This is a genomic window from Marinomonas rhodophyticola (assembly GCF_026113935.1).
Taxonomy (GTDB): domain Bacteria; phylum Pseudomonadota; class Gammaproteobacteria; order Pseudomonadales; family Marinomonadaceae; genus Marinomonas; species Marinomonas rhodophyticola.
In genome coordinates, this window is sequence record NZ_JAPEUL010000012.1 from 389,606 (window position 1) to 411,693 (window position 22,088).

The 22,088-nt window shown below is 42.5% G+C and carries 20 protein-coding genes and 6 pseudogenes; 18 read left to right on the forward strand and 8 right to left on the reverse strand.

Annotation, left to right across the window (positions count from 1 at the left end):
• The first annotated feature begins 10 nt into the window (after positions 1 to 10).
• Positions 11 to 617 (forward strand): annotated as a pseudogene (cobO, locus tag ONZ52_RS24065) (cob(I)yrinic acid a,c-diamide adenosyltransferase).
• A 96-nt stretch (positions 618 to 713) separates the two neighbouring features.
• On the forward strand, positions 714 to 1,067 hold the full coding sequence (locus ONZ52_RS24070) for a RidA family protein (RefSeq protein ID WP_265221090.1): 354 nt from the start codon (positions 714 to 716) through the stop codon (positions 1,065 to 1,067).
• A gap of 51 nt (positions 1,068 to 1,118) precedes the next feature.
• Here ONZ52_RS24070 and ONZ52_RS24075 read toward each other — a convergent pair whose 3' ends face one another.
• Complete coding sequence (locus ONZ52_RS24075) at positions 1,119 to 1,613, reverse strand: cyclic nucleotide-binding domain-containing protein (RefSeq protein ID WP_111607755.1); 495 nt, start codon at positions 1,611 to 1,613, stop codon at positions 1,119 to 1,121.
• Positions 1,614 to 1,921: 308 nt separating this feature from the next.
• On the opposite strand from ONZ52_RS24075, the pseudogene ONZ52_RS24080 reads away from it, so the two are divergent.
• Positions 1,922 to 3,509 (forward strand): annotated as a pseudogene (locus ONZ52_RS24080) (ABC-F family ATPase).
• A gap of 92 nt (positions 3,510 to 3,601) precedes the next feature.
• Here ONZ52_RS24080 and ONZ52_RS24085 read toward each other — a convergent pair.
• From ONZ52_RS24085 to ONZ52_RS24100, 4 genes are all read right to left on the reverse strand, one after another.
• Positions 3,602 to 4,438 (reverse strand): MOSC domain-containing protein, encoded by an 837-nt coding sequence (locus ONZ52_RS24085; protein WP_265221091.1) that lies wholly within the window; start codon positions 4,436 to 4,438, stop codon positions 3,602 to 3,604.
• A 129-nt stretch (positions 4,439 to 4,567) separates the two neighbouring features.
• Complete coding sequence (locus tag ONZ52_RS24090; RefSeq protein ID WP_265221092.1) at positions 4,568 to 5,734, reverse strand: type III PLP-dependent enzyme; 1,167 nt, start codon at positions 5,732 to 5,734, stop codon at positions 4,568 to 4,570.
• 266 nt (positions 5,735 to 6,000) lie between these two features.
• Positions 6,001 to 6,420, reverse strand: coding sequence for a DUF6691 family protein (locus ONZ52_RS24095; RefSeq protein ID WP_265221093.1), 420 nt, complete (start codon positions 6,418 to 6,420; stop codon positions 6,001 to 6,003).
• A gap of 10 nt (positions 6,421 to 6,430) precedes the next feature.
• On the reverse strand, positions 6,431 to 6,829 hold the full coding sequence (locus ONZ52_RS24100; protein WP_265221094.1) for a YeeE/YedE family protein: 399 nt from the start codon (positions 6,827 to 6,829) through the stop codon (positions 6,431 to 6,433).
• A gap of 216 nt (positions 6,830 to 7,045) precedes the next feature.
• Here ONZ52_RS24100 and ONZ52_RS24105 point away from each other — a divergent pair, with 216 nt between their 5' ends.
• Both ONZ52_RS24105 and ONZ52_RS24110 read left to right on the forward strand, forming a co-directional pair.
• Positions 7,046 to 7,513: a DUF6942 family protein gene (locus ONZ52_RS24105; RefSeq protein WP_111607749.1), complete on the forward strand. Its 468-nt coding sequence runs from the start codon at positions 7,046 to 7,048 to the stop codon at positions 7,511 to 7,513.
• Entirely contained in the window at positions 7,513 to 7,956 is a 444-nt protein-coding gene (locus tag ONZ52_RS24110; RefSeq protein WP_265221096.1) for a tellurite resistance TerB family protein, read from the forward strand. The genes ONZ52_RS24105 and ONZ52_RS24110 overlap by 1 nt, the downstream gene beginning before the upstream one ends.
• A gap of 68 nt (positions 7,957 to 8,024) precedes the next feature.
• On the opposite strand, the pseudogene ONZ52_RS24115 reads toward ONZ52_RS24110, so the two are convergent.
• Positions 8,025 to 8,610, reverse strand: a pseudogene (locus tag ONZ52_RS24115) (superoxide dismutase).
• Between the two features lie 374 nt (positions 8,611 to 8,984).
• Here ONZ52_RS24115 and ONZ52_RS24120 point away from each other — a divergent pair.
• The 3 genes from ONZ52_RS24120 to cysN all read left to right on the forward strand — a co-directional run bounded on the left by ONZ52_RS24120 (position 8,985) and on the right by cysN (position 12,428).
• A complete protein-coding gene (locus ONZ52_RS24120) occupies positions 8,985 to 9,665 on the forward strand; it encodes a hypothetical protein (protein ID WP_265221097.1) in 681 nt (226 codons plus the stop codon).
• Between the two features lie 225 nt (positions 9,666 to 9,890).
• Positions 9,891 to 10,796, forward strand: coding sequence for a sulfate adenylyltransferase subunit CysD (gene cysD, locus ONZ52_RS24125; RefSeq protein ID WP_265221098.1), 906 nt, complete (start codon positions 9,891 to 9,893; stop codon positions 10,794 to 10,796).
• Between the two features lie 18 nt (positions 10,797 to 10,814).
• On the forward strand, positions 10,815 to 12,428 hold the full coding sequence (gene cysN, locus ONZ52_RS24130; protein ID WP_265221099.1) for a sulfate adenylyltransferase subunit CysN: 1,614 nt from the start codon (positions 10,815 to 10,817) through the stop codon (positions 12,426 to 12,428).
• Positions 12,429 to 12,480: 52 nt separating this feature from the next.
• On the opposite strand, the gene ONZ52_RS24135 is transcribed toward cysN, so the two are convergent.
• Entirely contained in the window at positions 12,481 to 13,221 is a 741-nt protein-coding gene (locus ONZ52_RS24135; protein ID WP_265221100.1) for a siderophore-interacting protein, read from the reverse strand.
• Positions 13,214 to 13,675: a MarR family winged helix-turn-helix transcriptional regulator gene (locus ONZ52_RS24140; protein WP_265221101.1), complete on the reverse strand. Its 462-nt coding sequence runs from the start codon at positions 13,673 to 13,675 to the stop codon at positions 13,214 to 13,216. Before ONZ52_RS24140 ends, ONZ52_RS24135 begins: the two co-directional genes overlap by 8 nt.
• A 210-nt stretch (positions 13,676 to 13,885) precedes the next feature.
• Between ONZ52_RS24140 and ONZ52_RS24145 the strand changes: the two genes are divergently transcribed.
• The 10 genes and pseudogenes from ONZ52_RS24145 to tolB all read left to right on the forward strand — a co-directional run bounded on the left by ONZ52_RS24145 (position 13,886) and on the right by tolB (position 22,075).
• The gene (locus tag ONZ52_RS24145; RefSeq protein ID WP_265221102.1) at positions 13,886 to 14,377 is read left to right on the forward strand and encodes a transcription elongation factor GreAB; all 492 of its coding nucleotides are present in this window, start codon (positions 13,886 to 13,888) and stop codon (positions 14,375 to 14,377) included.
• Positions 14,378 to 14,566: 189 nt separating this feature from the next.
• Positions 14,567 to 16,340: pseudogene (aspS, locus tag ONZ52_RS24150) on the forward strand (aspartate--tRNA ligase).
• Positions 16,341 to 16,500: 160 nt separating this feature from the next.
• Positions 16,501 to 17,057: pseudogene (ruvC, locus tag ONZ52_RS24155) on the forward strand (crossover junction endodeoxyribonuclease RuvC).
• Positions 17,054 to 17,657 (forward strand): annotated as a pseudogene (gene ruvA, locus ONZ52_RS24160) (Holliday junction branch migration protein RuvA). The pseudogenes ruvC and ruvA overlap by 4 nt, the downstream one beginning before the upstream one ends.
• A gap of 2 nt (positions 17,658 to 17,659) precedes the next feature.
• Positions 17,660 to 18,673, forward strand: a complete 1,014-nt coding sequence (ruvB, locus tag ONZ52_RS24165) for a Holliday junction branch migration DNA helicase RuvB (RefSeq protein ID WP_265221103.1) — start codon at positions 17,660 to 17,662, stop codon at positions 18,671 to 18,673.
• A 9-nt stretch (positions 18,674 to 18,682) separates the two neighbouring features.
• Positions 18,683 to 19,363, forward strand: a complete 681-nt coding sequence (gene tolQ, locus ONZ52_RS24170; RefSeq protein WP_265221104.1) for a protein TolQ — start codon at positions 18,683 to 18,685, stop codon at positions 19,361 to 19,363.
• On the forward strand, positions 19,363 to 19,791 hold the full coding sequence (tolR, locus tag ONZ52_RS24175; protein WP_265221105.1) for a protein TolR: 429 nt from the start codon (positions 19,363 to 19,365) through the stop codon (positions 19,789 to 19,791). Before tolQ ends, tolR begins: the two co-directional genes overlap by 1 nt.
• On the forward strand, positions 19,791 to 20,399 hold the full coding sequence (locus ONZ52_RS24180) for a hypothetical protein (RefSeq protein ID WP_265221106.1): 609 nt from the start codon (positions 19,791 to 19,793) through the stop codon (positions 20,397 to 20,399). Before tolR ends, ONZ52_RS24180 begins: the two co-directional genes overlap by 1 nt.
• A complete protein-coding gene (locus ONZ52_RS24185; RefSeq protein ID WP_265221107.1) occupies positions 20,354 to 20,776 on the forward strand; it encodes a TonB C-terminal domain-containing protein in 423 nt (140 codons plus the stop codon). Before ONZ52_RS24180 ends, ONZ52_RS24185 begins: the two co-directional genes overlap by 46 nt.
• Before the next feature lie 102 nt (positions 20,777 to 20,878).
• Positions 20,879 to 22,075 carry a Tol-Pal system beta propeller repeat protein TolB gene (gene tolB / locus ONZ52_RS24190; protein WP_265221108.1) on the forward strand — a complete coding sequence of 399 codons (1,197 nt, stop codon included), beginning with the start codon at positions 20,879 to 20,881 and terminating at the stop codon, positions 22,073 to 22,075.
• Positions 22,076 to 22,088 lie beyond the last annotated feature (13 nt).

Genomic DNA, 22,088 nt, shown 5'->3' on the forward strand with positions numbered 1-22,088 from the left:
GGGTGTTTACATGTCAAAAACAGTCAAAGATCCCGAATTACACAAAAAACGTATGCAAGCCATTAAGTCTCATGTGGATAAACGCATTGCGAAAGCACAAGAAGACAAAGGCACATTTGTGTTATTAACTGGAAATGGCAAAGGCAAATCCAGTTCCGCATTGGGAATGGTCGCCCGTGCTTTAGGTCATGGTATGAAGGTCGGGGTGGTGCAACCTCAAAGGGGAATGGAACACAGGCGAGATTGATTTCTTTAAAAAGCAAAAAAATGTGCAATGGGAGATCATGCCTGCGGGATTTACTTGGGAGACTCAAAATCGTGAATCTGATATTGCTTCGTCAGAGCAAGCATGGGAAAAAGCGGCCGCCATGCTAGCAGACCCTAGCATCGATTTGGTGGTTCTTGATGAGTTAACCTATTTATTGCATTACGAGTATTTACTTGAGGATAGGGTATTAAAAGCCCTGATGGACCGTCCCGAAGCACAACATTTAGTTGTTACTGGGCGTGGAGCTTCGGATGCTTTAATTGAGCTTGCTGATACGGTTAGTGAGATCAAAGAGGTAAAACATGCCTTCAAAAGAGGAATAAAAGCGCAAAAAGGGCTGGAGTTTTAATGCCTTGTCGTTTTATATTAGTCTGCTAATGATTTGTAAAATATTCTAATAACAACAAGATTATAATCTTTAATTCTCAATCAAATAGAGGTTTTTATGGCAACCATTGAGCGCATGGAAGTTGGTCAACGTATGAGTCGTATCGTTAAGCATAATGAGACGGTGTATTTATGTGGCCAAGTTGGTGCGGATGCGAATACGGACATTACCGAGCAAACACGAACAATGCTGAATAAGGTAGATGTTTTGCTTGAGCAAGCTGGTACGGATAAATCTTACATATTGTCTGCAACTATTTATCTTCGAGATATGAAAGATTTTACGGCTATGAACGCAGTTTGGGATTCGTGGATTCCCGAGGGGCATGCTCCTGCCAGAGCGTGTGTTGAAGCCAGACTAGCACGACCTGAGTTGTTGGTCGAAATATCCGTTGTTGCTGCGTTGCAATAATCCTTCAGAGCAAACTAACGATTGATGTCTTTGTGCTATCGTTAGTTTGTTTTAATTTCTTTTAACGACGACATCATTCTCTACTAAGGCATTACTCAAAACACGAATGGTTCTTGCCATATCCCTAGAGAGATTCATCAGCAAGATACCAAAATCGAATGGATATTGATCGTGCAAATCACTAAATAGCTGACTGGAAATTTCCAAAAGCAAGCAGTCTTCTAAAGCGTAAAGGCTGCCAACACGTTCATGCAATGCAATCATGGAAACAAAGCCAATCGCTTCACCAAAACTAATGGTTCGCGTACGTGTTTTCTTTTCACCATGCTGTTTGTAAAAATCCAGCTTTCCATGCAGCACTGCGTGGAAGCTATTGCCTTTACTGCCATAGGCAAAAATTTCATCGCCCTCACTAACGTTATGCAACACACCATTTTCTAATAAGAATTGAATGGCATTATCAGATAGTGCTCCAAAAATTGATCCCTCTTTCAGATGTTTAGGTGATATGTCATACCTTACTTGTTTTTTTAAGACGGTTTTCACTGTTTCCTCCGCCACTATTGGGTCTTTTTATGTCATCGGCTACAAAATACTTTTCTAAAGAGCCTAAGCAATAATTATAGTTTTAGGCTTATTCAGCCAATAACGATAGGAGTATTTTGTATTCTCTAGTAACTCTTATGAGGCTCAATGTAACAGTAAGTTCCAGCTTTTTTGTGGAATATGTGTTTTCTCTCTTAAAGACTGTTGTCAAACTGTGCGATAATGCCTTATGTCATTTTCACTCTAGCCGTTTTATTGACTTAAGACTGGAGTGCTCTAATTTACCTCATGATAAACGGAAGAATACTTTGTTAACGACGGCCAACATCACCATGCAATTTGGTGCAAAACCTCTTTTTGAAAATGTCTCTGTGAAATTTGGAGAAGGCAAGCGCTACGGCCTTATCGGTGCGAATGGGTGTGGTAAATCCACCTTCATGAAAATCCTTGGCGGCGACTTGGAGCCAAGCTCTGGAAACGTTTCTAAAGATCCTAATGAACGCCTTGGTAAGTTGAAGCAAGATCAATTTGCTTACGAAGAATATTCGGTTATTGACACCGTCATCATGGGGCACACTGAACTTTGGGCGATTAAGTCTGAAAAAGACGCTATTTACGCCAATCCAGAAATGACCGAAGCAGATGGACTTCGTGCCGGTGATTTGGAAGCGGAATTCGCTGAGATGGATGGTTACACTGCCGATGCTCGTGCTGGAGAGTTGCTTTTAGGTGTCGGTATTCCAACTGAGCAGCATTATGGTTTGATGAGTGAAGTCGCCCCAGGTTTAAAGTTACGCGTTTTGCTTGCTCAGGCTTTGTTTTCTGATCCAGATATTTTGTTGTTGGACGAGCCAACCAACAACCTAGATATCAATACCATACGCTGGTTGGAAGGGGTTTTGGTTGAGCGTAATTGCACCATGATTATTATTTCCCACGATCGTCACTTTTTAAATTCTGTCTGTACGAATATGGCGGATTTAGATTACGGCGAGTTGCGCCTATTTTCTGGTAACTATGATGAGTACATGACAGCGGCAACTCAGGCTCGTGAGCGTTTGTTGTCTGATAATGCGAAGAAAAAAGCTCAAATTAGTGAGTTAAAATCTTTCGTAAGTCGATTCTCTGCTAACGCATCAAAGTCAAAGCAAGCCACGTCTCGTGCGAAGCAAATTGACAAAATTCAGTTGGAAGAGGTGAAGCCTTCTAGTCGCCAAAGCCCATTTATTCGCTTCGAGCAAGAGAAAAAATTACATCGTATGGCGGTACAAATCGAAAATGTTGCCAAATCATATGATGAAGAATTGTTTAGTGGTTTAAACATGATGGTTGAGGTGGGTGAGCGTATAGCGGTTATCGGACCAAATGGTATCGGTAAAACCACTTTACTAAAATGCTTGGTGGGCGATACTGAGCTAACGAAAGGTCACATAAAGTGGTCTGAAAATGCCAATATTGGTTATTACGCCCAAGATCATCATCACGAATTCGAGAAAGATGTGGATTTGATCGAATGGATGTCGCAGTGGATTTCAAGAAGGCGACGATGAACAGGTTATTCGCGGTACCTTAGGGCGTCTTTTGTTCTCACAAAACGATATTAAAAAGTCTGTAAAGGTCCTGTCTGGTGGTGAACAAGGTCGTATGTTGTTCGGTAAACTGATGCTGCAAAAACCGAACGTTTTAGTGATGGATGAGCCAACCAATCATATGGACATGGAATCTATTGAGTCTTTAAACTTAGCCCTTGAAAACTACCCAGGTACTTTGATTTTCGTCAGTCACGACCGTGAGTTTGTTTCGACATTGGCAACGCGGATTGTGGAAGTAACCAGTGCGGGTATTGTCGATTTCCATGGCACGTACGATGAGTACTTGGAAAAACAGGAAGCGTGAAGTAAAGCGTTTCGATCATTTAGATAGAAAAAAGGAAGGCTCTTTTGCCTTCCTTTTTTTAGCCAAGTGGGTGATGCCAAGTGATATGCGATTTACTTGCGTCTGTCTTGGTATTTTTCCGCTTCTTGATACTCTAGTATCTCAACCTCATCACCAATATGGATGATGCCTGTATTAAGTGCGATTAGATTCGTGCCGAATGTAATGCCTTTTCCGTCAAGAAGGCGAAATTTGCCCAGCGTTTTTAATGGTTCACCTTTCGGAATTCTCTCTGCCGTTTGAGGATTCAATGTGGTAAAAATACAGCGTACGCAGGGTTTGATGTTTTCAAATTCAACATCGCCAATGCGAATGCGCTTCCAGCTGTCTTCTTCAAATGCTGAGTTACCATGAATAACAATATTAGGGCGAAATTGAGCCATCTGAATTTGCTGTGTGCAGGTTCGATTTAATTCCGACAGCGAGGCCTCTGTCGTTAATAGAAATGGATACCCATCAGCAAAACCCATTGGTACGTCAGGTCTGCGTTTGGTAAAGCGTTGCGAATGTTCGCCAAAATGCATTAGGTGAACGGATTCGCCTGCTATTTTACTAAACCAAGTGTCCGCTTCGTCTGAGGTGCGTTGCGCGTTTACGGTGTCTTCCCAAACAACTATCTCGCTATACTCTTGAGTGTATTTGGTTAAATCCAAGATAAGAGGCGTTTGTGTGCTGGGGTGTGAGAGCTGCCAAGAATGATCTGCTAATGCTTTCGCTGTAATTAGTGTTAATTGTGGGTGTGTTCGGCCTGTAATAAGTTCACCATTTGGTGTCACTAAAGTATAGCGCCGATCTCCACAAAGACCGGCATCATCTACCTGGCTAGACTGCAAAGCAATACCTTGAATAGATTTTACTGGATAAATGGCGAGTTCGCTTAGTGAATACAAGGAAACATTCCTTTTAGAGTATGAGGTTAGTATTGCCTAGATTATTGCTTAAGACGACGAACATGCCAATAAAAAAGCCCCAGATGTTTTCACTCTGAGGCTCTATGAACTTAATTTTAGTCGACGTTCTTACAAGTAGTAAGAAGCCAATGGCGGGAAGCCATTAAATTCTACAGCACTGTAAGTAGTGGTGTAGGCACCCGTAGAAAGCCAATACATACGATCACCGATAGCCAAATTAAGTGGTAGGCCATATTTGTAGTTTTCATACATAATGTCAGCACTATCACACGTTGGGCCAGCAATAATAACTTCCTCTAGCTCACCACCTTTTTCAACATGAATTGGGTACTTAATAGACTCATCAAGTGTCTCTATTAGGCCTGAGAATTTACCCACATCCGTGAAGACCCAACGGTTTAGTGCCGTGTGGGATTTACGAGAAATCAATACAACTTCACTCACTAAAATGCCCGCATTTGATATTAAAGAGCGACCAGGCTCTAAAATAATGCGAGGTAGATCTGTACCAAAATCTTCTTCTAAGAAGCGTGTGATTTCCTCTGCATAAGTGGCGAGATCATTGGTGCGAGCAATGTAATTTGCTGGGAAACCGCCCCCCATATTGATCATCTCAAGCACTATGCCGTCTTCTTCTTTAAGACGCTCAAATATCACTTTGACGCTGGCAATCGCTGCATCCCATGCGCCGATATCACGTTGCTGAGAACCAACATGGAAAGAAATACCGTATGGAATCAATCCTAGCTCTTTTGCAAGAACAAGAAGGTCCATTGCCATGTCTGGACGGCAGCCAAATTTACGAGAAAGCGGCCAGTCAGCTGTCACTGTGCCTTCTGTTAAAATACGAACATATACACGAGATCCTGGAGCAGCCTTTGCTATATTGCGCAAATCTGCTTCTGAATCAGTGGCAAACATGCGCACACCTTTTTCATAAAAATAGCGAACGTCTTTCGCCTTTTTAATGGTGTTGCCATAGCTCACTCTATCAGGGGAAACGCCGCCAATGGCCATTAGTTTGTCAAGCTCATAGCGTGATGCCACATCAAAATTGGAGCCGCGGTCGCGAAGCAACGTTAGAATTTCTGGTGCTGGGTTGGCTTTAATAGCGTAAAAAATATCCGCAACTGGGAAACCTGTTGTTAATTCCGTGTAGGCTTCGTCGATAATTTCTGTATCGATAACAACGAAAGGGGTGTCTTTAGTTTCTGCAAACGCTTTAAAACGGGCAAAACGCTCTGGAGTGTAAAATGAGTTGACATCAATAGTCATGGGCTGGAAGCTCCTTAATTATGCAAAACATAAACCGATTAAAAAAAGTAAACGTCTTTACTCTATCACGTCCTACTTATGGCTGTTACTTATCCGGCTCTATGGCCTTAAGCGACTAGCGCAGCAGTTGAAGCGGTGCGGATTATGTTCAGCAATGACGCGGGCGAAATTTAAGACGCAAGGCGCCTTTGGTCAAGTATTTTTTCATATTTTAGGGCAAAAAAAGCGACCTAGGGCGTCTCCTTTTTATTTCAGCAATGTTTTCTTTACATTTTCACTGCACGGGGTTGGATGTGATGCACAGCACTGCCAACGATTAATGCAATAACAAAATAAATGCCTTCGCTTGGGTTGTTGACTAAGGCGGTTAATCCTGGCCCTGGACAATAGCCACTAATGCCCCAGCCAATTCCAAAGAGCGCCGAGCCAATGATTAATTTTGAATCAATCTGTCTTAAAGTCGGTACTTGCCATTTACTGGCAATAAAGGGCACTAAGCGTTTACCTTTGAGAAGGTAACCAATCATGCCGACTGCAATAGCGCTTGCCATGACAATAATTAGAGAAGGATTCCAATTTCCAAAGACATCTAAGAAACCCAAAACAACAGCAGGGTTTGTCATCTCAGAAAACGCTAACCCGAGGCCAAACAATAAACCGCAGATAAAGGTGATAATGGCGTACATGATTATTCTCCTAATTAAGAATGCTGACGGTAATGATGGCAGTAGTCATAAAAACTAAGGTGGCAACGACAGAACGAGGCGAAAGTCTGGAGATGCCACACACGCCATGTCCACTCGTGCATCCACTTCCTAGTCGTGTTCCATAGCCGACCAAGAGTCCAGAAATGATTAAAATAAGTGGGCTTCTCGTTTCGGGAAACGCCACGGTTTGCTCAGTGAATACACCATATGCACTGCCGCCTATGATAAGCCCTACAATAAATAGAAACGGTAAAAATCGCTCCTTACTAAAAAGTAATTGAGATAATATCCCGCTAATGCCAATGACTTTACCAAGGCTTAGGAGGTAAATGACTGTTGTGATGCCTATCAATAAGCCGCCCACTAATGGGTTAAAAATCATGTCCATCGTTAAATCCTCAAATTAATATTAGACTATTCTAATTTATATTTATGAGCAATGTCTAATGTATTGTGTAGCATATTGTTAAATGTTTATTGCGTTAAAAGTGCATGCTACCCCAGCATTGCTCTATGTGGTGCTTTAAATTGCACTGTCTTTACCCATTGCTTAGCGGATATTCGCCAGTGTGCATTGTATTCTTAATAAAATTTGGAGTTTGTCATGAATCGTTTATGGTTAGGGGCTTGTTTAGAGAAAGCGGATTACGTCTTCCTCCTGCCCAACGTTCCGATTTTGCCTAGTGCGCCATTGGATCCTTCTTTTTTAGAGCGACCGAACGCAGCTATTTTAATTGAACTAAACGGTAATCATTGGCGTAAAATATTGACCATCATGGCGAAGCTTACAGCACCTGACTACCACTCATGGAAAACGTTTCGGGATGATCAGCTGTTTGACAAGGTTGGAATGGTTTTTTCTTGTGATCAGCTTGATCACTATAAGGGGACTGTTTTTATTGTTGGGAATACGTTTCGAAGCGCATGGCCAGTGGACGACCGTGCCCAATCCATGGGTTATTCACACCATGCTTATGTGCATTTTCCCTATGTTTGGTGTCCTTATCTAGATTATCGACAGTTTCCGAATGTTCTAATCGAAGCTCTGCGTGAGCATATTTTGGAGAGATAATGTTTAAAGTATTAAAAAATCATTTTAGCCTTCCTGTTGAACAGGGAGAACAAATATCCTATCAAAAGGCTGTGGCTGCATTATTGATGGAAGTCATGCTCGCGGATCATCATGTTAGTGAGAAAGAAGAGAGTCAAGTGAAACGGCTTTTGCGCGATGTCAGTGAGCTGGGCGATGATGTGGATATACTTTTTGAAGAAGCCCGCGCGGGCGTTGAGGAAGCGAATGATCTGTATCAGTTTACTAAGGTCATCAATGAAACGGCAACACTAGAGCAAAAAATGTCATTGCTGAGAGGGTTGTGGTATGTGGCATTGGCTGATGGCAATATTGATGCTCATGAAGACCACCGCATCAGGAGAATAAGTGAGCTCTTGTTTATGCCTCATTCAGAATTTATTCAGGCAAAGCTCTTTGTGCAAAATGAGATCCAAACTTCTTAATAAAAAAACGCGGCACAGGCCGCGTTTTTTTGACTGGTCTAACACTATTTTCAAATCAGAAAATAGGTTTAAGCTGCGAAGTTCGCTGCCGCGAATTCCCAGTTAGCAAGTGCCCAAAAACCTTTTAGGTAGTCAGGACGAACATTGCGGTAATCAATGTAGTAAGCATGTTCCCACAAATCGACAGTAATGATCGCTGTTTGACCACTTGTCATTGGTGTTGCAGCATTACTTGTATTAACGATGTCTAGAGAACCGTCAGCATTTTTTAACCAACCAAGTCCAGCTAGAACCAAAGTTGTTTACTGCTTTGTCATCAAAAGCCGCTTGGAACTTTTCGAAAGAAGCCCCACTTTGCATTGATAGCATCAGCAAGAGCGCCAGTCGGTTCACCACCACCATTTGGGCTTAAGCTGTTCCAAAAGAAAGTATGGTTCCAGATTTGAGCGGCATTGTTGAAAACAGGCCCGCAGGAGCAGATACAATGATCTCTTCAAGCGTTTTGTTTTCGTATTCAGACCCGGGAAGCAAACCATTCAATTTAACAACATAAGTGTTGTGGTGTTTACCGTGGTGATACTCAAGTGTCTCAACCGACATGTGAGGCTCTAGTGCGTCTTTAGCATAAGGAAGAGCGGGTAATTCAAAAGCCATTTCAATTCTCCTTGCTTTTTATTAACGAAAAATGCTTGTTATCAAGCAGTTAATGGTGATTATATAGTAGCACCGAACAACTTAAGATAATATTATTTAGGTTTGTTCTAGAGAAATTTTCCATAATTCCTGTTAATAGCGACTATATAAGATATCCATGCGAAGAGACGATGATGTTGAGATCCCAAGCCTGACTCTGGATCAAGATGAAGTCAGCGAAAGAAGGCCGGTACTGGCGTACCTAAAGGTTCTTCAGCCCCAACCCCAGCAAGACCGGCTCATGCCCCGATTGTGGTGCACAAAAAGCAAAGTCTTGCTGGCATATATTTTTATTAATACTTTTGCTTTTGGTCTCTGGCGGAGCCGGTTATTGGTTGTGGCAGCAAAATACACAGCTTAAAAATGAGCTTTATGGTGCTAAAAGCGAAATACAAAATCTTGATCATCAGCTTCTTGCTGCCGATGTTTCTGCCAATAAACAAGGTGAGACGTTGGAAGAGACATTGAAGAATCATGACAGTGAGATTCGTAAATTATGGGGCGTTGCCTACGACACCAACCGCCAAGCGATTGCTGCTAATACAGCGGCCATTGATGATTTACAGAAAAAGCTATCAACCATGCGTGATGATATGTCAACTCAATCCAAGCTTATCGCGGTTCAGGCTGATGCATTTAATGAAGTGGAGGCAGGGTACAATAAACTGGTTCCCTCAGTTGCAACGATTGATGATGCTGTTAAAGCATTGGCAACAAAGCAAGAGAGTCAGACTAAGCTTATCACAGCTCAAGTAGGGCAGAATCAAGCTCAGCAGCTTAGTCTTGATCAGATTCTGCAAGATTTGAGCTCACTGCAGAAAAAAGTGGATACCCTTGATAAGCAAACGGCTGATACAAGCGTTTCAGATATGGTCAGTATCCAACAAACGCTAACGAAGCACCAAGATGCAATCAATTCAAGTGATGCATTTAGAACACAAGTGAATGCTGAAATCATTCGTCTGCGTAAGCAAATTAACCAACTTATGCTAGAGCAACAACTCAGTAGTCAGTAATGATACCGTGTGTTTAAAAAAGGCCGATTTATCGGCCTTTTTTTATGTTCGAAGTGCTGTATTTGTTGTTATTTTGAGGATTAATAGTTGTTCCCTTAGAGGTTCTCCTTATAAAGCTTTTTTAATATGCATATGCCACTAAAGTCTATATGAGATGCTTTTTATAACCTAAAGGCATGTTATAGTTCAAAAAATGCTGAAGCCTGACAACAGAGATGGGAAATTATGACAGAGGCAAGACTGACTCACTTAAAACAGCTAGAAGCGGAAAGTATTCATATTATCCGTGAAGTAGCGGCAGAATTTGATAATCCAGTGATGCTGTATTCAATTGGTAAAGACTCGGCCGTGATGCTGCATCTTGCCATGAAAGCGTTTTATCCTGGTAAACCACCGTTTCCATTGATGCATGTGGATACCGGATGGAAGTTTAAAGAAATGATCACCTTCCGTGATGAAATGGTTTCTAAGCTTGGTTTAGAGCTTATTGTGCATCAGAACCAAGAGGGTATAGAGCAAGGTATCGGGCCATTTACGCATGGTAGCTCTAAACATACGGATGTCATGAAGACTCAAGCATTAAAGCAAGCGTTAAACAAATATGGGTTTGATGCGGCTTTTGGTGGCGCTCGTCGGGACGAAGAAAAATCACGCGCTAAAGAGCGTGTGTACTCTTTTCGTGATAAACAGCATCGTTGGGACCCGAAAAACCAACGTCCTGAGTTATGGAATATCTACAACGGTAAAGTAAACAAAGGCGAGAGCATTCGAGTTTTCCCATTATCCAACTGGACGGAACTTGATATTTGGCAATATATCTACTTGGAAAGCATTCCAATTGTGCCACTTTATTTCTCTGCGAAGCGTCCGGTAGTAGAGCGTGACGGTACTTTAATCATGGTAGATGATGAACGTATGCCGTTAAACGGTGAGGTGCCCGAAATGAAGTCGGTTCGCTTCCGTACATTGGGCTGCTACCCATTAACCGGTGCTGTTGAGTCTGAAGCGGCTTCTTTGCCTGAGATTATTCAGGAAATGTTGCTGACAAAAAGTTCAGAGCGTCAAGGGCGAATGATTGACCATGATTCATCTGGATCAATGGAAGAGAAGAAGAAACAAGGCTATTTCTAAGTTTGGAGTAAAGAAAGAATGTCTCACCAGTCAGAATTGATCAGCCAAGACATACTTGGTTATTTGAAACAACACGAAGAAAAAGACTTACTGCGTCTTCTTACCTGTGGCAATGTTGATGATGGAAAAAGTACCTTAATTGGCCGCTTACTTCATGACTCTAAGTTGATCTATGAAGATCACTTAGATGCCGTGAAGCGTGACAGTAAAAAGTCTGGTACACAGGGCGAAGAGGTGGATCTGGCTTTGTTGGTCGATGGTCTACAAGCAGAGCGTGAGCAGGGCATCACAATCGATGTGGCGTATCGTTATTTTTCTACGGAAAAGCGCAAGTTCATTATTGCGGATACTCCAGGGCATGAGCAGTACACTCGAAATATGGCGACCGGTGCATCTACCTGTGATCTTGCTATTATTTTGATTGATGCGCGTTATGGTGTTCAAACACAAACCCGTCGCCATAGTTATATTGCGTCCTTGTTGGGCATCAAGCATGTTGTTGTCGCCATTAATAAGATGGATTTGGTGAATTTTTCAGAGGAAACGTTTAATCAGATCAAACAGGATTATCTGACGTTTGTGGATCAGCTTGGCGATCGCAAGCCGGAAGACATTCATTTTGTACCAATGTCTGCACTGCGTGGCGATAACGTCGTCAACGCGTCTGAGAGTACACCTTGGTATCAAGGCGGTCCACTCATGTCGATTTTGGAAACAGTACAGATTAATCGTGATGTGAAACGTGATTCGTTCCGTTTTCCTGTGCAGTATGTGAATCGCCCTAATTTAGATTTCCGTGGTTTCTCTGGAACCATTGCCGCAGGCGCTGTGAAACCTGGCGACAAAGTGGTCGCTTTGCCATCTGGAAAAGTGTCTACGGTTGAAAGAATCGTCACATTTGATGGGGATTTAGAGGCAGCGAAAGCCGGGCAAGCTGTTACGATCACGCTGGAAGATGAAATCGATATTAGTCGTGGTGATATGCTGTCACACCTTGGACAAGAGCCGCTTATTGCAACCACACTGCGCGCTTCTATTGTTTGGATGGCGGATCAGCCGTTAGTGCCGGGTAAGTTGTATGACTTCAAATTAGGTACACAAACGGTTCCTGGTAAAGTGCATCACTTTAATCATCGAGTGGATGTCAATACTCTGGAAGTTAGCCATATAGATTCATTAGAGCTTAATGGTATCGCTGATGCTGTATTGCAGTTCGATGCGCCAGTTGCGTTTGATGAATATACGGATAGTCGCTTTACCGGTGCATTGGTTATTATTGATCGACTCACGAATGTGACGGTTGGCGCTGGGATGGTGGAAGAAGCTGTCGCTGAAATTGATCAAGATAGTATTGTTAGTGCAGAAGATCGTGCCGCCAGACTTGGGCAGAAGCCCGCCGTTATTGCACTATCGGCTGACATATTGGAGCAAAGCAGTACCCTTGAGCGGTTGTTGCTGCGCCAAGGAGTGGTTGCCTTGGTTAAAGCGGATGCGTCGGAACAAGAGGCGGTGTTAATTCGCCAGACAGGGATCGCTTTCTTGGTTGGTAATCCGACAATAGCCGATTCCCATCTTACGGAATCAACTCTGGATGCCGTGGTTGATTTGATCATTGAGAGTGTGCGGTTATAAAGCAAACACCAAAAGCCAGCTTATTTAAGCTGGCTTTTTTATGAATCAATGGTTATTGCTCCATTTCTTCTAAGTCAATGCGCTTTACTTCTTTATGCTGGTCTTCGTTGCTGCCTAACTTCCAGTAGCTAGATAAATACAAATTTTCCTTCTCAATTTTTGCGTCCTTTTTAAAAAATGCACGTAACATTTTCATGCTACTGAATTCGCAAGCCGCCCAAACAGAAACTTGACCTTGTAGCCATGGCAGTAATTGAACCTGTTCCACTAATAAGTTAGCGTTTTCGCCTGGGTGCGGATTAATCACCCATTTTAATTCTATGTTTTTAGGGTGTCTTAACGGCTGAATATCCTCTTGAGAAATGACTTCAATAATGGCGTAGCCTTTTGCATCCTGCGGAAGCATTTCTAGGTTGACACTAATTGCGGGGAGGGCCGTCATATCGCCAACAAAAATGTGCCAATCCGCTGCTTCGATGAGTTTTTTTGGTCCAGGACCACCAACAAGGATTAAATCGTTAGCTTGTGCTTGCTTTGCCCAAGATGACGCAGGACCGCTATCTTCATGAAGTACGAAATCAATGTCTATTTCGTCTGCACGCTGGTGTCTAATGGTATAGGTTCGGACGCACGGTTTTTGATCCTCTCTTGGAAAAATGAGTTTGACGTAGCCGCTTTCTTGGTTTGCTGGAATGGTGTGTATATTGTCGCCACCTAATGTTACTCGGAGCATGTTGGTTGTGATCTGTGCCTTTTTGATTACAGTAAGTTCTCGTGGTAGTGGTCTATTCATTAGTGGCTCCTGAATCTTGTTTATGACAAAGTGATGGATAAGGGGTGTTCGTCATCATTTCTGCAATGTAAATGAAATCAACGATTTGTTGCTCAGTTAAATGGTGTGTCATCTTTTCGACGGCCAGTTGATCGAGCGTCATGAGTTTATTGAGTAATGCGTCACCCGATTCAGTGAGGCTCAGTAGCTGGCTGCGGTGGTTGTCTGGATTGCGTACTTTTTTAACATAACCCAGGCTGACCAATTCTTTTAAAACTCGAGTGATTTGTGATTTATCGAGAGAAAGCCTCTCTGCTATGTCTTTGGCATGGCAATTTGGAATTCTACGAATGCATTTAAGAGAGCGAATATGACTGACAGGGATTGAAATTCCTGAATTTAACGCTTCCTCACGTAAATGATGGCGATAACTGTGTATGAGTTGATGAAGTGACTCGGCAATTTTTTCCTTCATAGAAACCTGTTTTTGAAATTTATGAGAATAGTTATCAGTTTAGTTTTGTCGGTTGATAGTGTCAACTAAAGGGTCCGTATTTTTAAAAGACATTTTCTTGCGCTTTCTTCAGGCTAGGCATCAGTAAGGCTATTTGAGAGCAAGTCATGGATTTTTTTATTAAAATGAATCGCTACAATGGGCTAATTCAACGAAGCGGATAAAATCCTGATGGATAAACAAGATGTATATAAAGCCGTCACAGAAGCATTACTACGCCGCTATGAAACTGCAAAATGGGCGGCCAAACAGGCGCATGAAGCGGCGACGAATCAAGAAAGTATTGCTGAAAATAAATACGATACTTTTGGCTTAGAGGCTTCTTATTTAGCTCACGGCCAATCCCAGCGTGTATTAGAGTGCGAAAAGGATTGGTTGATTTTTAGCAAAACACCCCCTGTTACTTTTGCTGAAGATAGTACTGTTGGTCTATGGAGTATGGTAACCCTATCTGAGCTGGAGCCACTCAGTGGTATAAAGAAGTATTTCTTCATATCGCCTTGCGCAGGTGGACTGAATGTTGAAATTAAAGGAGAAACGGTTTACTTAGTTACCGCCTCAACACCCGTTGGTAAAAGATTATTGGGGAAAATGTTGGGTGATGAGGTCGATTTGCCTCAAAATAGTCGACAAATCGCTTATGAAATCACCAGCATTGCATAATGCGTCTATTGTGTTGGACAAATTTGGTTCAGACCCTAGAGAGTCGGACTCGGTTCGCATATAATGCTTTGCCTTAAAATATTCTGTTATTCTATTCAGAGCTTAAAATTCAGTTAACATTACTGATCGAATGGAAAACGTTCTAAGAAAAAATCACTCTCTTACTGAGAAAGTAATAGGAAAGAAATTATGCGCAGCCATTATTGCGGCGAGTTAAATGCTTCTAATATTTCACAAGAAATCACCCTATGCGGTTGGGTTCATCGTCGTCGTGACCACGGTGGCGTTATCTTCCTAGACGTTCGCGATCGTGAAGGTATCACTCAAGTCGTTTTTGACCCAGATCGTGCTGAAAGTTTTGCGCTTGCCGACAGTGTTCGTAATGAGTTTGTTGTTAAGCTAAAAGGTGTGGTGCGCGCTCGTCCTGAAGGGACAACTAATCCAAATATGCGTACTGGCGAAATTGAAGTGCTTGGTACTGAGCTTGAAATTCTGAACGTGGCAAAAACACCTCCATTTCAGTTGGATGAGCATCAATCTGTTGGTGAAGATGTTCGCTTGAAAAATCGTTTTATCGATTTGCGTCGCCCTGAAATTCAGCAAAAAATGCGTTTTCGTTCAAAGGTGACATCTGTTCTACGTCGTTATTTGGATGGCAATGGCTTTTTAGACATTGAAACGCCTATTTTGACGCGTGCAACACCAGAAGGCGCGCGTGATTATTTAGTGCCTAGCCGTACTCAGCAGGGTAGTTTTTTTGCGCTTCCTCAGTCCCCTCAGCTTTTCAAGCAGCTATTGATGGTGTCTGGTTTTGATCGCTATTATCAAATCGCAAAATGTTTCCGTGATGAAGATCTACGAGCAGATCGCCAACCAGAATTCACTCAAGTCGATATTGAAACGTCGTTCATGAGTGAAAAAGACATTATGGCGATGACAGAAACGATGATTGTTAGCTTGTTTAAAGAGCTAATGAATGTTGATTTGGGTGTGTTTCCACGTATGCCTTATTCCAAGGCAATGGAAACGTATGGCAGTGATAAGCCGGATCTTCGGATTCCGTTGACCATTGTGACTGTATCTGACTTGATGGCTGACGTAGACTTTAAAGTATTTTCTGGCCCAGCCACCGATCCAAAAGGCCGCGTTGCTGCGTTAAAAGTGCCTGGTGGAAATGCGTTGACTCGCAAGCAAATCGATGACTACACCAAATTTGTTGGTATTTATGGTGCAAAAGGTTTGGCTTACATCAAGGTAAATGACAAATCAAATCTTGAAGAAGGTTTGCAGTCACCGATCGTTAAATTCTTGCCTGTAGATGTTCGCGCAGCTTTGCTTGATCGTCTTGGAGTATCAAGATGGTGACTTGATTTTCTTCGGTGCAGACTCTGCCAAGGTTGTGAATGAGGCTCTTGGTGCGCTTCGCTGCAAACTAGGTGAAGATTTAGATCTTTATACTTGTAAATGGGCGCCATTGTGGGTTGTGGACTTCCCAATGTTTGAAGAAACAAGTGATGGCGGAATCACAGCTATTCACCATCCATTTACTGCACCGTCTTGTTCTCCAGAAGATCTTAAGGCAAGCCCTTTGACTGCACTATCACAAGCGTATGATATGGTGTTAAATGGTACAGAACTTGGTGGTGGCTCTATTCGTATACACCAGGCTTCAATGCAGGAAACTGTATTTGAGTTACTAAATATCACTAAGGAAGAGCAGGAAGAGAAATTTGGCTTCTTATTAGACGCACTTAAATTCGGTGCGCCGCCACATGGTGGTTTAGCATTTGGCTTAGATCGCCTTGTGATGCTAATGACGGGCTCTAGCTCGATTCGTGACGTTATTGCTTTCCCTAAAACGCAAAGTGCTACCTGCCTACTAACTCAGGCGCCAGGTGAGGTAAGTGAGAAACAATTAAAGGAATTAAATATTCGCGTCAGAAAGCCAATCGCTGAATCTTAGTTTTTTAGCGATTAAATCGCCTTAAAACAGTGAGTTATGTTAAAGAATTGCAAGTAAAATGTAAAAGACCGCTAATATGCGGTCTTTTTTGTGTTTTGGCATTGCATACTTTGTAAAGGGCTGTTGAAATATACAGTAACTATGCAGGGCGTAAAAATTTATGATCATGACCAGAATTTTAGCGATTGATCCGAGCCTAGAATAACAGGCTTTGGCATTATAGACGTCATAAATGGCAAAACTCACTATGTGAATAGTGGGTGTATTAAATTGCCTGACGAAGTTTTGTCTGTCAGGTTAAAGCATATTTTTAATTATATCTCTGTATTATTGGAAGAATATAAGCCTGATGAGTTTGCTATTGAGGAAGTGTTTTTGGCGAAAAACGCGAATTCTGCACTAAAGCTTGGCCAAGCACGGGGGGTTGCCATTGTGGCGGCATCTTTGCGAGAGCTTGCGGTGCATGAGTATGCCGCTCGAAGAGTTAAGCAGTCCGTTGTTGGCAACGGTAACGCGGATAAAAGTCAAGTTCAGTCTATGGTGCAATTGTTGTTAAATCTGTCTTCTAAGCCTCAAGCAGACGCGGCAGATGCTTTGGCTATTGCTCTGTGTCATGCCAATACACGTACTTCAGGCGGTTTAGAGTATGGTGTTGGGAAACGAGCGGGGCGTTCATCTAAACGCTGGACTGAACAAGATGTAAGGAAGTCATTGTGATTGGTCGAATCGTTGGTACTTTGGTTGAAAAAGCACCGCCAGAACTGCTGGTTGATGTGGGTGGAATTGGGTATGAAGTGAGACTCACCCATGACCACTATTTATGATTTACCTCAAGTGGGTGGCATAGTCACTTTATATACTCATTTGCTAGTAAAAGAAGATTCTCACACTCTTTATGGCTTTATTGATAAAAATGAGCGTGCTCTGTTTCGTATTCTCATCAAAGTGAATGGTATTGGCCCTAAAATGGCGTTAGCAATCTTATCTAGTATGTCAGCTGAAGAGCTGATTGGTAATGTACAAGAATCCGATGTCACCGCTTTGACCCGCATCCCTGGCGTTGGCAAAAAAACCGCTGAGCGTTTAATTATTGAGTTGCGAGATAAACTTGGTCAAGCTGCGAAGAACGATCTCTTTTCTGCGCCAGCCGTATTGCGACAAGTACAGGCGGATCCAAGGCAAGAGGCTGAAGCTGCGCTTATTTCTCTTGGTTATAAGCCTCAAGAAGCGGCCAAAGCCATTGCTGGTATTCCGGTTGATGCAGCAAACAGTGAAGATGTAATAAAAGCAGCCCTAAAAGGTATGCTAAGGCAATAAGCATGATTGAGCACGATAGAATTATTTCTGCTGAGCTAAAAGGTAATGATCGTCAAGTCGATCGGGCAATACGTCCGCAGGCGCTTGCAGAGTACATAGGGCAGTCTGTCGTTCGTGAGCAAATGGAGATTTTTATCGAAGCGGCCAGGCAGCGCCACGAGCCGCTTGATCACACTCTTATTTTTGGGCCTCCTGGTTTGGGTAAGACTACGCTTGCTCACATAATTGGCAATGAAATGGGGGCGGAAGTAAGAACAACATCTGGTCCTGTTTTGGAAAGGGCTGGGGATCTTGCTGCTTTGTTAACGAATTTAAACGAAGGTGATATTTTATTTATTGATGAAATTCATCGTCTGAGTCCAGCTATTGAAGAGGTACTCTATCCGGCAATGGAAGATTACCAGCTTGATATAATGATCGGCGAGGCTTCAGCAGCAAGATCAATTAAAATTGAACTCCCTCCCTTTACTCTTGTCGGAGCAACAACTAGGGCAGGTTTGCTAACCTCTCCTTTGCGAGATCGATTTGGTATTGTGCAGCGCCTAGAGTTTTATGATGTGGAGTCACTAACAACGATAGTTGCTAGATCCGCAGGAAAAATGGGGATGCAACTTGATCACTCAGGGTGTTTTGAAGTGGCTCGAAGATCAAGGGGAACACCTCGAATAGCAAATCGTCTACTTCGTCGAGTGCGCGATGTTGCCCAAGTGAGTGGCGAGCATCTTGTAGGGCAAAAAGTTGCTCAAAGGGCGTTAGATATGTTAAGTGTAGATAGCCAAGGCTTTGACCATTTAGACAGGCGTATGCTATTGACCATGATAGAAAAGTTTGACGGGAGGCCTGTTGGCCTAGACAGTGTTTCAGCAGCGTTAGGTGAAGACAAAGATACAATAGAAGATGTTATAGAGCCGTTTTTGATTCAGCAGGGCTTCATAATTCGGACACCAAGAGGGCGTCAAGTTACGAAGCGTGCTTATGAGCATTTTAATTACCAACTACCTACGGATTTTAAATAGAGGTTAATAATGTCAATTTGGGGACTTATCGCCAGTGCTAGTTTCGTTGTTCAACTTGTTATGTTGACGTTATTAGCTGCTTCCATCTTTTCATGGATTGTTATATTTCAAAGAATTCGAGTGTTAAAAGAAGCAAAAAGAGTTCGTGCTACATTTGAAGAGAATTTTTGGTCTGGCATTGATCTCAGTCAGCTTTACCGTAAGCTTACTCAGGAAGGTCGAAAAGTGGAGGGGATGGAAAATATTTTTACATCCGGCATAAAAGAATTCACTCGCTTAAGGCAGAGTCATAATGTAGACCCTGAGGCTATTATGGATGGCGTTCAGCGCGCAATGCGAGTGGCACTGTACCGTGAAGAAGAAAAGTTAGATCAACATCTACCTTTTTTGGCTACAGTGGGCTCTACCAGTCCTTATATCGGTCTTTTTGGGACTGTTTGGGGGATTATGCATTCGTTTATTGGTTTGGCAGAGGTTCAGCAGGCAACATTAGCTACCGTAGCACCAGGTATTGCTGAGGCTCTTATTGCAACAGCCATAGGTTTGGCTGCAGCGATACCTGCCGTTATTGCTTATAACCGTTTTTCTTCAACTGCAGAATCGCTTGGCTCTAGTTACGAGAACTTTGCAGATGAATTTACAAGTATATTACATCGCAAGGTGCATGTTAGAGAGGGAGGCGCTGTATAGTGGCTCGTTCACGCAGAAGAAATAAACGTCGCCCAATGGCGGAAATAAACGTTGTTCCGTATATTGACGTTATGCTCGTATTATTGGTTATTTTTATGATCACAGCACCAATGCTGACTCAGGGTGTTGACGTAGAACTGCCTAATGCAAATGCCACACCAATACAGGATGATGAGAACGATATTCTCATTGCATCGGTAGATTCTAAGGGTAAATTTTATTTAGATGTGGGTGGCAAGCAAGAATCTATTGCTTTATCCGAATTACAAGATAGAGTACGCAAAGTTTTGAGCCAGAACCCAAAAATGTCTGTTTTGGTTAGGGGTGATAAGAATGTTCCATATGGAGATGTGATTGGTTTGATGGTGGCTTTGCAAGGGGCTGGTGTTCCAAATGTTGGTTTAGTGACAGAGCCGGAAACGAATTAATGAAATGGCTACGCAGTGATAGTTATAGTATTCCAACAGTACTGGCTGTAGGTTTGCACGCTAGTATTGTTGTGGCTGGTTTAGTGGTGATTGACTTTGGTGATACTGAGCCGCCAAAACCCAAAAAGCCTCAAATTGTTAATGCTACCGTCGTGGATGTTTCGCAAACAATCATAGGTCAGCGTGAATCAGAACAGAGAGAGGCTCAAAAGCAGGCTGCGGTTGCAGAAGAGAAGCGAAAAGACGCTGAACAAAATCGCAAAAAAGAAGCGGAAAGAAAAGCATTGGAAGACAAGCAAAGACAGCTTGCCCAAGCCAAAGAGGCTAAAGAGAAAGAAGACGCTCAGAGAAAAAGAGAAGATGAGCAAAAGCGTCAAGCACAAGAAGCCGAGCAGAAACGCGTAGCTCAAGAAGCTGAAACAAAACGCTTAGCTCAAGAAGCAGAAAAAAAGCGTTTAGCTGAGAAAGAGGCTGACGATAAGAAGCGTAAAGAGTTGGAGCGTAAGGCTGAGGCAGATCGCTTAGCTGAAGAAAAGCGAAAAAACAAGCTGAAGCAGATCGTTTGGCTGAACAAGAGCGTAAGCGGCAAGAAGAAGCGTCCCGCTTAGCTGAGCAGAAAAAAGCGGAAGCAGCGGCAGCCAAAGCGGCTGCAGAAGAAGCGAAGGAACGAGCCGTGGCAGAAGCGCAAATGGTTCAATCTATTAGTAGCTTAATTAATAACAGAGTAACGGCAGCTTGGATTCGTCCGCCTAGTGCACGAAATAATATGGTAGCCCAGCTGCGTATTTATTTTTTGCCTACTGGTGAAGTAATGAATGCTCAAGTAACAAAAAGTAGTGGTGATGCCTTATTTGACCAAAGAGCCGTTGATGCTGTTTATAAGGTAAGGCGAATAGAGGAGCTTGCAAAAGTAGACTCTTATGTTTTTGAGCGAAATTTCCGTCAGGTAGATTTAATTTTTAACCCGCAGGATTTGAGAAACTAATGATGTTTAAAAAATGGTTGAGTATACTATTTACGTGTTTAGTATTTGTGAGTTCAGCTAGGGGCTCAATTAGTTATTGAAATAACCAGTGGTGCAGATCAGTTGCTTCCTATTGCGGTGGTCCCTTTTGGTTACGCTGGAATGGACGCTCTACCTGAGGACGTAGCACAAATTATCGAAGACGATTTAGCTCGTAGTGGTTTGTTTCAGCCGGTTCCGCGCGCTAACATGTTAAGTATGCCGACAAGAGAGGCAGATGTTTTTTATCGTGATTGGCGTTTACTAAAGAGCGACTATGTGGTTATTGGTACAGTGCAAAAATTGCCAAACAATCAGTATAGAGTTGGCTTTGAGTTGCTAAATGTGTTGAGTCAAAAACCTGTTGAAAGACATAACTCGATTGACGTTAGCGCGAGAAATTTAAGAGATGCGGCTCATTATATTAGTGACAAAGTTTACGAATTATTGACAGGGTCAAAGGGCGCATTTAGTACTAGAATATTATATGTTACTGCAGAGGGAAATAAAAAATCCCCTTTGTTTAAATTACAGGTAGCGGATGCTGATGGCCATAGACCACAGGTTATTGTTGAGTCGAAAGAGCCAATTTTATCTCCTTCTTGGAGTATGGATGGTCGTAACATAGCGTATGTGATGTTTAGAAATCGCCGTCCTAGTATTTTTACTCAAGAATTGGCAACAGGCAGACGTCAGCAAATTGCTCAGTTTAGAGGATTAAATGGAGCACCGTCTTGGTCTCCAGATGGAAAAAAATTAGCATTGGTATTGTCTAAAGATGAGAACCCAGAGATTTATACTTTGGATATCGCGACGCAAAAATTAGAGCGTATGACAAACCACTATGCTATTGATACAGAGCCAAGCTGGGAACCAGATGGCAAAGGAATAATTTTTACGTCTGATCGTGGCGGTAACCCGCAAATATATCGATTAGATGTAAATAGTAAGCGTGTAGAAAGAGTCACATTTGAAGGTGAATTAAATACTAGAGCAAGAATGACGCCAGATGGTCGTTATCTTGTCACTGTTCAAAAGAATGATGGTAATTATCATATTGCTTTACAGGATATGAAAACAGGCCGAGTTCAGACTCTTACAGAGACTTACTTAGACGAATCGCCTAGCATTGCACCGAATGGTAGCATGGTGATGTATGCCACAACCTATCAAGGAAAGGGTATCTTAGCCGTAGTATCCGTTGATGGCCTAGTTAAATATAGGATACCATCAGCAGAGGGTGATGTACGAGAGCCATCTTGGTCTCCGTATTTCAAATAAAGACATTGAGGAG

Coding starts and splice junctions, on each gene's coding strand:
- tolQ (WP_265221104.1), top strand. CDS start 18,683: ATGTCAATTTGGGGACTTATCGCCAGTGCTAGTTTCGTTGTTCAACTT.
- ONZ52_RS24105 (WP_111607749.1), top strand. CDS start 7,046: ATGAATCGTTTATGGTTAGGGGCTTGTTTAGAGAAAGCGGATTACGTC.
- ONZ52_RS24140 (WP_265221101.1), bottom strand. CDS start 13,675: ATGAAGGAAAAAATTGCCGAGTCACTTCATCAACTCATACACAGTTAT.
- ruvB (WP_265221103.1), top strand. CDS start 17,660: ATGATTGAGCACGATAGAATTATTTCTGCTGAGCTAAAAGGTAATGAT.
- ONZ52_RS24145 (WP_265221102.1), top strand. CDS start 13,886: ATGGATAAACAAGATGTATATAAAGCCGTCACAGAAGCATTACTACGC.
- ONZ52_RS24110 (WP_265221096.1), top strand. CDS start 7,513: ATGTTTAAAGTATTAAAAAATCATTTTAGCCTTCCTGTTGAACAGGGA.
- cysD (WP_265221098.1), top strand. CDS start 9,891: ATGACAGAGGCAAGACTGACTCACTTAAAACAGCTAGAAGCGGAAAGT.
- ONZ52_RS24095 (WP_265221093.1), bottom strand. CDS start 6,420: ATGTACGCCATTATCACCTTTATCTGCGGTTTATTGTTTGGCCTCGGG.
- ONZ52_RS24100 (WP_265221094.1), bottom strand. CDS start 6,829: ATGGACATGATTTTTAACCCATTAGTGGGCGGCTTATTGATAGGCATC.
- ONZ52_RS24135 (WP_265221100.1), bottom strand. CDS start 13,221: ATGAATAGACCACTACCACGAGAACTTACTGTAATCAAAAAGGCACAG.
- ONZ52_RS24090 (WP_265221092.1), bottom strand. CDS start 5,734: ATGACTATTGATGTCAACTCATTTTACACTCCAGAGCGTTTTGCCCGT.
- cysN (WP_265221099.1), top strand. CDS start 10,815: ATGTCTCACCAGTCAGAATTGATCAGCCAAGACATACTTGGTTATTTG.
- ONZ52_RS24070 (WP_265221090.1), top strand. CDS start 714: ATGGCAACCATTGAGCGCATGGAAGTTGGTCAACGTATGAGTCGTATC.
- ONZ52_RS24180 (WP_265221106.1), top strand. CDS start 19,791: ATGAAATGGCTACGCAGTGATAGTTATAGTATTCCAACAGTACTGGCT.